Here is an 8,988-nt window from a genome sequence, read left to right as displayed (position 1 = left end):
GCTCCATTTAGAACCCTTGTCAGCCTCACTGGACTTCTTTTAAAAGGTTTTCTGTATTTGATTCATTTGAGTTGTCATCTTCTGCTTTTTGATGCGGCAGGATCAGATTTAACAGGACACCTGTAATCGCAGCAAGTGCCATTCCAGATAGGGTGAGATTGATTTGTTTCACCTCAATGAATGCCCCGCCAATTCCAATGACTAGGATGACTGATGCGATAATGAGATTACGCTTTTCTTCAAAATTCACCTTATGATCAATCAGAATTCTCAGGCCGCTTGAAGCAATGATTCCAAAGAGCAGGAACGAAACGCCTCCCATCACCGCGGACGGCACTGTACTGATTAATGCTGATATTTTTCCTACAAAACCGAAGCAGATCGCAAACACCGCTGCTCCGCCGATGACGAAGATACTGAACACTCTTGTGATGGCAAGTACGCCAATGTTCTCTCCATAAGTTGTTGTTGGCGGTCCGCCAATAAGTGAAGCGAAGATCGTCGCCGCACTGTCTCCTAAAATGGAACGGTGAAGACCTGGTTTTTTAATAAAATCTTGTCCTACGACCTTACTTAACACCACTTGGTGGCCGATATGCTCAGACATTGTGACAAAGGCAACCGGCACCATCACTGTGAGAATGCTTAATGTCACAGCAGGTGTATAGTCGACAAATGGCACGACGAAGTCTGGTACAGCAAACCATTTTGCGTCAATGACCGGCTGGAAGTTCACAATGCCTTGAGTTAAGGCAAAGAGATAGCCGCTGATGATGCCGATTAATACTGGGATTAAGCTAAGGAATCCTCTTAGGAAAATCATACTAATAATGGTCACAGCCAGTGTGAAGCCAGCAACCATTAAATGCTTGAGGCTGTAAACTAGCTCGGTGGCATTCGGATCAACATACATTGCCATGTTGACTGCTGTTCCAGCGAGTCCGAGTCCGATGACCATAATGACTGGTCCTACGACAACCGGCGGCAGAAGCTTCATCAGCCAGCCTGTGCCGAGCCATTTAATGAACAGGGCGATGAGTGCATAAGCGACACCCGCCATGAAGGCGCCAACCATTGCGGCTCCAGGGCCGCCCGTTGCTTTAACATTCAGTATGGGGGCGATGAAGGCAAAGGACGATCCAAGATACGCCGGAATTTGTCCTCTTGTGATAATTAAGTAAACAATCGTTCCCACACCGCTTGAGATGAGCGCGACGGCTGGACTCATATCAATGATTTTTGGTACAAGAATGGTCGCACCAAACATCGCAAACAAATGCTGAAGGCTAAGTGACAGCCATGTGAATGGTTTTGGGATATCTCGAATGCCTAAATTGGCTTTTTGCTGACTCATGATTTTCCTCCTAGATGTGTCCTTTTTCATTAAAAAAGCCTCTTTGCGAGTATGCGCAAAGAGGCCTAGAAAAACCAGACACGTCATGTTAGCCGTGTGCTCGGTGTCTCTGTTATTGCCCTCTTTGCAAACTCTCTGGAATGCATTTAAAAAGGTTATTTTTCATATATAGCGACAAGGTCGTTTTGATCTACTTCATTGAGCTGAACCATGACTGTCTCTGCTTTTGAAGTCGGAATGTTTTTCCCGATATAATCCGCTCGAATCGGCAGCTCCCGGTGTCCCCGGTCAACGAGCACAGCCAGCTGAATGGAAGATGGTCTTCCTACATCCACAAGGGCATCCATAGCGGCTCTGACGGTTCTGCCTGTAAACAGGACATCGTCAACAACAATAAGTGTTTTGTCATTAATGTCAGCTGGTATGTCTGCACCCTTTACAAGCGGGTCTTGGTTGTCTGTCTTTTTTGTCAGGTCATCACGGTATAGCGTAATATCAAGTTCACCTACAGTGACTGGATTCCCTTCAATTTGCTCGATGCGCTCTGCAAGGCGCTTTGCAAGATGTATGCCTCTTGTCTTGATCCCGGCAAGGATGACATCCTTCATCCCTTTGTTGCGCTCAATCATTTCATGTGCAATTCGGGTAAGCGCTCGTCTGATCGCTTGTTCATCAAGAATGACTGCTTTTTGTTCCATCTTTTACACCTCTTTTTGACAAATAAAAAGCCCCTTCTGCAAAGGGCAGAGAGGGGCGTTCATTTGTGCATACGCGTGCACAAATTGATCCGTTATCCTTCTCAGCCTCTCTGGACTGTTTTAAAGAATCTCAATTTCTTTGTTTATTATTTCAGAAAAAGCACGGCCTGTCAATCGTTATTTCTTAATGAATCGATAAAAGCCTGCATATCAGCTGGAATTGGTGCTGTGAACTCGATATATTCTCCTGTTCTAGGATGATCAAATCCTAAAACACCTGCATGCAGCAGCTGTCCATTAAAATCGACTGTTTTTCTCGGCCCATATTTCGGATCTCCTGCAAGAGGGTAGCCGATATATTTCATATGAACACGAATTTGGTGTGTTCTTCCTGTTTCAAGACGGCATTCGACAACCGTGAAGTCTTTAAAGCGTTCAATCACATCAAAGTGAGTAACGGCTTGTTTTGCATTTTCTTTTGTGACCGTCATGCTTTGGCGGTCTTTTTTGTCTCTGCCAATTGGTGCATCAATTGTTCCTGTATCATGCTGGATAATACCGTGGACAACAGCCGTATACTTTCTTGTAACAGTTTTAGCCACCAGCTGATTGACGAGTGACTCATGTGCCATATCGTTTTTCGCGACCATTAACAGCCCAGACGTATCTTTATCAATTCGGTGGACAATTCCAGGACGCATCACACCGTTAATCCCTGATAAGTCTTTGCAATGTGCCATCAGTCCATTTACAAGTGTTCCTGACACATGACCCGGCGCTGGATGAACGACCATTCCTCGTGGTTTATTTACAACTAACACATCTGCATCCTCATAATAAATATCAAGATCCATTGGTTCTGCTTCTACATCTAGCGCTTCCGGATCTGGAATCTCCACTTTGATTTGATCCCCAGCTTGTACTTTGTAATTGGCCTTTACTTGTTTCCCGTTTACTTCGATCAGCCCATCTTTTACCCATTGCTGGACTTGGGTTCTTGACCATTCTGGTTCTGTCGTGCTTAGAAATTTATCTAGCCGTTCACTCGTTTGTTCTTCTGAAACGGCAATATTTACTTGATTCATGTAGTTGACTCCTTATTTTTCTTTCCATCTAACAGCATTTGAATGAAGAGCAGAATAACCCCTACACAGAGAGAAGAATCTGCAATATTAAAGATTGGGTAGTGATAATCCCCAAATACGAAATGAGCAAAATCAACCACTTCCTGACGGAAAATACGGTCAATAAAGTTGCCGATCGCTCCGCCAAGCATTAAGGCCAGCGCTACTCCCAGCAGCTTGTCCTTTTGTCCATGTTTTTGTAAGTAATAAACAATTCCCGCAATAACAACGAGTGTGATCACATAGAAAAACCACATTTGCCCTTGGAGAATTCCCCATGCGGCTCCTGAATTTCGGTGAGATGTGATATAAAAGAATCCATCAATGACTGGAACAGAATCACCGAGCATCATATTTTTGACAATGAGCCATTTTGTTAATTGGTCTAAACAAATGATAACGAATGCGATTATGTAATAGAACACACACGTTCCTCCATCTTCATACTTTGATCTTTAAGCATTTTATCAAGAAAACAGGAAGGAGTAAAGAAACTTTAGTTGACAGACAAAAACCTCCCTACATGTGGAAGGCTTCAAAATGAGAATCATTCGATTCATAAGGATAAGGAGTGAATGCTTTTTTCTCGTATTGCTTATGATATAAAAAGTCGTCAGCCGTGCGGGCGGTAGGAAGAATGCTCATTTGTTCAAGCGGAATCACATCTCCTGTTGCCTCACATATGCCATAGGTTCCTTGTTCAATTTTTGCAATAGCGAGAGACACATCTTGCAGCTCTTCTTTGATGTGATAAAGAAGCGTGGTCGTTTTGACCTCATTCAATGTGACATGCTCAGCGGGTGAACGAAATGATGCGTATTCAAACAGTTTAGATTGCAGCTCTTCTTTCATTTGAAGGAGTTCCGTGTAAATCGTCTCTAGATCGCCATTCATGTCGCTATTTCAACTCCTGCCCTGTCGTGATAATCATATTGTTGCCCCGACTGGTCACTTTAAAGCCATAAGATTTTTCCTTTCGTTCTAAACGCTGTCATTTTCTCATAAAAGAAAACGCCCCGCATATGACGGGGCGCCAGCTTGTGATATCGCACTGTTATTTCTGGTAATATTTCTCCACGATTTCAGCATTTTTCAGCGACAATGTTGGGTATTTCGGATTTGCCCCAACGTCTTTTGAAATAATGCGGGAACGCTCGCACAGTTCTCCTTCTGCTTTCTGAACCACAATTCGTCCTGATGTATATTCAGGTGCTGATGTATCTGCATGCTGCTCATCTTCTACCGTTAATTCAGAGATGATAAAGAGCTGCTTCACATCTTCTTTAATGGATGCAAGAAGGTTTTTCACTTCATCTGTCGCATAAAGCGTCACACTTGCTTCAAGTGAACGTCCGATGACTTTCTCGTTACGCGCAATCTCCAGCGCTTTTAGCACATCGTCACGTACCTCCATAAAGCGGTCAAACTTCGTTTCTGTCGCTTCAGCTTGAGGAACTAGCACACCTTCTGGCATATCTGTTAACTGAACACTTGGCTCTTCAACAAAGCTTAAGTGGCTCCATAACTCATCTGCGGTATGCGGAAGAATTGGTGCAGTCAGCTTCACTAAAGCCATTAATGTTTCGTAGAAGACCGTCTGCATGCTGCGGCGGTCTGGATGATCGGCATGCTCAATGTAGACGACGTCCTTTGCAAAATCGAGATAGAAAGAGCTGAGCTCAATCGTACAGAAATTGTGAATCGCATGATAGACGACCGCAAATTCGTAATCATCATAAGCTTTTTTCACTTTATCAATCAATTTGTTTAATTTGATCATGATGTATTGATCCACTTCGCGAAGCTCTTCTACTGGCACGGCATTAACTGCTGGGTCAAAGTCAAATAAGTTTCCATGCAGGAAGCGGAAGGTGTTACGGATTTTACGATAGACTTCTGCTACTTGTTTCAAAATATCATCAGACACTGGATGATCGGCTTGATAGTTGACTGAAGATACCCAAAGTCTAAGAATTTCTGCACCAAGCTGCTTCGCGACCTTCGTTGGATCAATCGTATTGCCTAATGATTTACTCATCTTACGTCCTTCTTTATCAAGCGTAAAGCCGTGGCTTAGAACCCCTTTATATGGTGCTTTTCCAGTAACAGCAACTGCTGTTGATAAAGAGGAGTTAAACCAGCCGCGATATTGGTCAGAGCCTTCAAGGTAAAGATCTGCCGGACGGACTAGGTCATCTCTTTCTTCTAAAACAGCTTGGTGAGAAGAACCGGAATCAAACCATACATCCATGATGTCCTGCTCTTTTGTGAATTCACCATTCGGGCTGCCTGGATGTGTAAAGCCTTCTGGCAATAGCTCTTTTGCTTCTTTTTCAAACCAAATATTCGAGCCATGCTCTCTAAATAATTGAGATACATGCTGAATGGTTTCGTCCGTGATGATCGGCTCACCATTTTCCGCATAAAAGACCGGAATTGGAACGCCCCATACACGCTGTCTTGAAATGCACCAGTCACCTCTGTCACGCACCATATTGAACAGGCGTGTTTCTCCCCATGCTGGAACCCATTTTGTTTCTTTAATATTGTCTAATAACGCTTCTCTAAAATCTTTAATAGATGCAAACCACTGAGCTGTCGCACGATAAATCGTTGGTTTTTTCGTTCTCCAGTCATGCGGGTAGGAGTGTGTGATAAAGTCGAGCTTTTTCAGCGCACCTTTTGCTTCAAGCTGTTCTGTGATGGCTTTATTGGCATCCTCGTAGAATAGTCCTTCAAAACCAGGCGCCTCATCTGTCATCACACCTTTTTCATCCACTGGACAGAGCACATCAAGACCGTATTTCATACCGACAATAAAGTCATCTTCCCCGTGGCCTGGTGCTGTGTGAACACAGCCAGTTCCCGCATCAGTTGTCACGTGCTCGCCAAGCATCACAAGAGAATTTCTATCGTAAATTGGATGTGCTGCAACGATTTTATCTAATTCTTTACCTTTTAATGTTTTCACAACTTCGTATTCTTCAAAGCCGAGTGTTTTTACTACTTGTTCAACCAGTTCAGATGCAACGACATAACGCTCAGCACCGACTTGAAGAACACTGTACTCTAAGTTTGGATGAACACAAATGCCAAGGTTTGCAGGAAGCGTCCAAGGTGTTGTTGTCCAGATAATGAATTGTTCGCCGTTTTCAAGAACGCCTTTGCCATCTTTTACTTTAAACGAAACGTAAATCGATGGTGAACGTTTGTCTTTATATTCAATTTCCGCTTCAGCGAGGGCTGATTCACTTGAAGGAGACCAGTTAACAGGCTTTAATCCTTTATAGATATAGCCTCTCTTCGCCATTTCACCAAAGACAAGGATTTGCTGTGCTTCGTATTCAGGCTTTAATGTGACATATGGATTGTCCCAGTCTGCTCTAACGCCTAATCGCTTAAACTGGCTGCGCTGACCTTCAATTTGCTTCCAAGCATACTCCTCGCATAGTTTGCGGAATTCTGCTGTAGACATTTCTTTGCGTTTGACTTTTTTATTTTTAGTGAGAGCTGTTTCAATTGGCAGCCCGTGTGTATCCCAGCCCGGAACATACGGTGCATGATACCCGTTCATTGATTTAAAACGGACGATAAAATCTTTTAGGATTTTATTGAGTGCATGCCCCATATGAATGTCACCATTCGCATATGGAGGTCCATCATGCAAAATAAACGTCGGGCGTCCTTTAGTCCGCTCTAAAACCATTTGATAGATGTCTTTCTCTGCCCACTCCTCTTGGATTTCAGGCTCTTTGTTCGGCAAGTTCCCTCTCATCGGGAATTCTGTTTTCGGCATTAATAAGGTGTCTTTGTAGTTCATACCCATTCCTCCACATGCAAATTCTGATTAAAAAACAATAAAAAAAGCCCTCTCATCCCATAAGGGACGAGAAGGCTTGTCTCGCGGTACCACCCTTTTAGACAAGCGATATGAAAGAGCCGCTTATCCACTCTAAAATCGTAACGTGATCAGACGCCTTTTCTTACTGTTTTTTTCAGAAAAGGAACTAAAGGGGTGATCTCATTGCAGCGTCTCGTAATGTCAGGCTTCCACCATCCCTGATTCGCTTTATTACGCATGTGACAGCTGCGAGTGTCCCTTTCAAACGTTTATCTCTTGTTAATTTATGATGGTATTATATGCAACATGAGCACGTCATGTCAAGATGATGCGCTTATTCTTTTTCATCAAAGACAGCGTCTACTTCATATTCCAGTAAATGATCCCAATCGTCATTTTTCAGAAGATCAAGCTGCGCTTCGATGAGCATTTGGAAACGAGTTCTAAAGACCTTCGACTGTTTCTTCAGCTCTTCGATTTCCATTGCAATTTTTCTTGATTTTGACAGCGCTTCGTTGATAATACGGTCTGCATTTTTCTCTGCTTCACGAATAATCAATTTTGCTTCTTTATCAGAATGACGTTTTACGTCTTCTGCTGCTTCCTGCGCCACAAGAATCGATTTGTTTAATGTCTCTTCAATTGTTGCAAAATGACCTAGTCTTTCGTCAAGCTCGTTTACTTTGTCTTCAAGCTCATTCTTTTTACGAAGTACAATCTCATAGTCTTTACGTACTTGGCTTAAAAACTCGTTTACTTCATCTTCATCATAGCCACGAAAGCTTTTTGTGAACGTTTTATTATGAATATCATTAGGTGTTAATGGCAACCTCGCCACCTCCAGATTCAAGTTCGTTATGTCAGAAGCTCAAATGTTACTTTGAATTTATCTTTTTTGGTCTTCCCATCAATCGTTTTGAGGCTAAAGCGGCCAAATCCCCGAACAGAGAGCTGATCGCCTTCACCGATTGTAAAGGAAGGGTCCTCTGTGACTTTCCAATTGACTTTGACAAGCCCATTTTTGACTAAAAGCTGTGCTTTTTGCCGAGACTGACGGCTGACAGCAGCACATACAGCATCAAGCCGAAGTGAAGAAATGGTATCTTCTTTGATATCAGTCTTCGTGATCACTGGCTTTATTTCTGCCTGTGTGATTTCCTCTAATGAAACGGCTGCTCTGCCGACATGAGTCAGCTGCGCCCGCACAAAATCGGCGACATCACTTGTACAAATAAACTGCACATCTTCCTCTGAAAATAATAGATCTCCGAATTTTTGACGCTTCAAGCCTGTCCCAATCAATGAGCCGAGAAGCTTCGGGTGTTCTAAGGAAATAAACTTTTTCGCATAGTTCACCTGAAAATATGACAGCTCAACATCTTGAATAGAAGGTTCTAAATAATCAGGATAAATGAGGGCCCTTTTGCGCTCCGCTCCCTCATACCCGCCAAAAAACATGACCCCAAGTTCTTCGCCATGCTGGATGACGGACTCAGTAATAAATTGCTCACGCGGATCAAGGAAATCTGTTAATTTCATTCGATATTGGTCGAGTGCGATTTTTTTCCAGCCTAACACTTGGTCGACAAATGGCTGTTCGTCTTTTCTAAAATGCTGATAGATATCGCTCATTTTGTTCCCCTCTTATGTAAAAGAGCCTGGCAGTGCCAAGCCCGGCAGCCTGTTTACATGAAGCGCACAATCATATTGTAAAGACCAGTTAGTCCATATGATGATGCAAAACGGATCACAAGCAATGCCACAATCGGCGAGATGTCAATCATGCCGATTGGCGGAATAATTTTACGAAATGGTTCTAAATACGGTTCGCAAATATTTGTCAGAAAACGGCCAAACACAGTTTCTCTTGCAGATGGCACCCATGACATAAAGATGTAAATAATAATCGCGAATGAGTAAATCGTTAATACCGTTCCTAAAATATTAAAAATGAAATTTAGAATCACTATG

At 42.9% G+C, this 8,988-nt stretch carries 9 protein-coding genes and 1 other annotated feature; all 9 genes read right to left on the bottom strand.

Translation table 11 applies throughout. The features are described 5' to 3' along the window. Window positions 1-25: 25 nt before the first annotated feature. Complete coding sequence (locus BA81_RS09270; RefSeq protein WP_025092549.1) at window positions 26-1,354, bottom strand: solute carrier family 23 protein; 1,329 nt, start codon at window positions 1,352-1,354, stop codon at window positions 26-28. A gap of 155 nt (window positions 1,355-1,509) precedes the next feature. Continuing rightward, a complete protein-coding gene (pyrR, locus tag BA81_RS09265; protein ID WP_024424234.1) occupies window positions 1,510-2,052 on the bottom strand; it encodes a bifunctional pyr operon transcriptional regulator/uracil phosphoribosyltransferase PyrR in 543 nt (180 codons plus the stop codon). Window positions 2,053-2,222: 170 nt separating this feature from the next. Then, window positions 2,223-3,137, bottom strand: a complete 915-nt coding sequence (locus BA81_RS09260; protein WP_024426940.1) for an RluA family pseudouridine synthase — start codon at window positions 3,135-3,137, stop codon at window positions 2,223-2,225. After that, entirely contained in the window at window positions 3,134-3,601 is a 468-nt protein-coding gene (lspA, locus tag BA81_RS09255) for a signal peptidase II (protein WP_024424236.1), read from the bottom strand. Before lspA ends, BA81_RS09260 begins: the two co-directional genes overlap by 4 nt. Before the next feature lie 94 nt (window positions 3,602-3,695). After that, window positions 3,696-4,070: a TraR/DksA family transcriptional regulator gene (locus tag BA81_RS09250; protein ID WP_024424237.1), complete on the bottom strand. Its 375-nt coding sequence runs from the start codon at window positions 4,068-4,070 to the stop codon at window positions 3,696-3,698. A 160-nt stretch (window positions 4,071-4,230) separates the two neighbouring features. After that, window positions 4,231-6,996 carry an isoleucine--tRNA ligase gene (gene ileS, locus BA81_RS09245; RefSeq protein ID WP_034281704.1) on the bottom strand — a complete coding sequence of 922 codons (2,766 nt, stop codon included), beginning with the start codon at window positions 6,994-6,996 and terminating at the stop codon, window positions 4,231-4,233. Between the two features lie 59 nt (window positions 6,997-7,055). Beyond that, window positions 7,056-7,292 (bottom strand) — a binding site (T-box leader). Between the two features lie 59 nt (window positions 7,293-7,351). Beyond that, window positions 7,352-7,846, bottom strand: coding sequence for a DivIVA domain-containing protein (locus BA81_RS09240; protein WP_008344947.1), 495 nt, complete (start codon window positions 7,844-7,846; stop codon window positions 7,352-7,354). 26 nt (window positions 7,847-7,872) lie between these two features. Then, a complete protein-coding gene (locus BA81_RS09235; protein ID WP_034281702.1) occupies window positions 7,873-8,649 on the bottom strand; it encodes a YlmH family RNA-binding protein in 777 nt (258 codons plus the stop codon). Window positions 8,650-8,702: 53 nt separating this feature from the next. Beyond that, window positions 8,703-8,984 carry a YggT family protein gene (locus BA81_RS09230; protein WP_024424240.1) on the bottom strand — a complete coding sequence of 94 codons (282 nt, stop codon included), beginning with the start codon at window positions 8,982-8,984 and terminating at the stop codon, window positions 8,703-8,705. Window positions 8,985-8,988 lie beyond the last annotated feature (4 nt).

Source organism: Bacillus safensis FO-36b (assembly GCF_000691165.1).
GTDB classification, from domain to species: Bacteria; Bacillota; Bacilli; order Bacillales; family Bacillaceae; genus Bacillus; species Bacillus safensis.
This window is presented reverse-complemented; position numbering and strand designations above follow the sequence as displayed.

Excerpts from the sequence above, each read along its gene's own strand:
- BA81_RS09270 (WP_025092549.1), bottom strand. The coding sequence starts at position 1,354 with ATGAGTCAGCAAAAAGCCAATTTAGGCATTCGAGATATCCCAAAACCA.
- BA81_RS09250 (WP_024424237.1), bottom strand. The coding sequence starts at position 4,070 with ATGAATGGCGATCTAGAGACGATTTACACGGAACTCCTTCAAATGAAA.
- pyrR (WP_024424234.1), bottom strand. The coding sequence starts at position 2,052 with ATGGAACAAAAAGCAGTCATTCTTGATGAACAAGCGATCAGACGAGCG.
- BA81_RS09260 (WP_024426940.1), bottom strand. The coding sequence starts at position 3,137 with ATGAATCAAGTAAATATTGCCGTTTCAGAAGAACAAACGAGTGAACGG.
- BA81_RS09235 (WP_034281702.1), bottom strand. The coding sequence starts at position 8,649 with ATGAGCGATATCTATCAGCATTTTAGAAAAGACGAACAGCCATTTGTC.
- ileS (WP_034281704.1), bottom strand. The coding sequence starts at position 6,996 with ATGAACTACAAAGACACCTTATTAATGCCGAAAACAGAATTCCCGATG.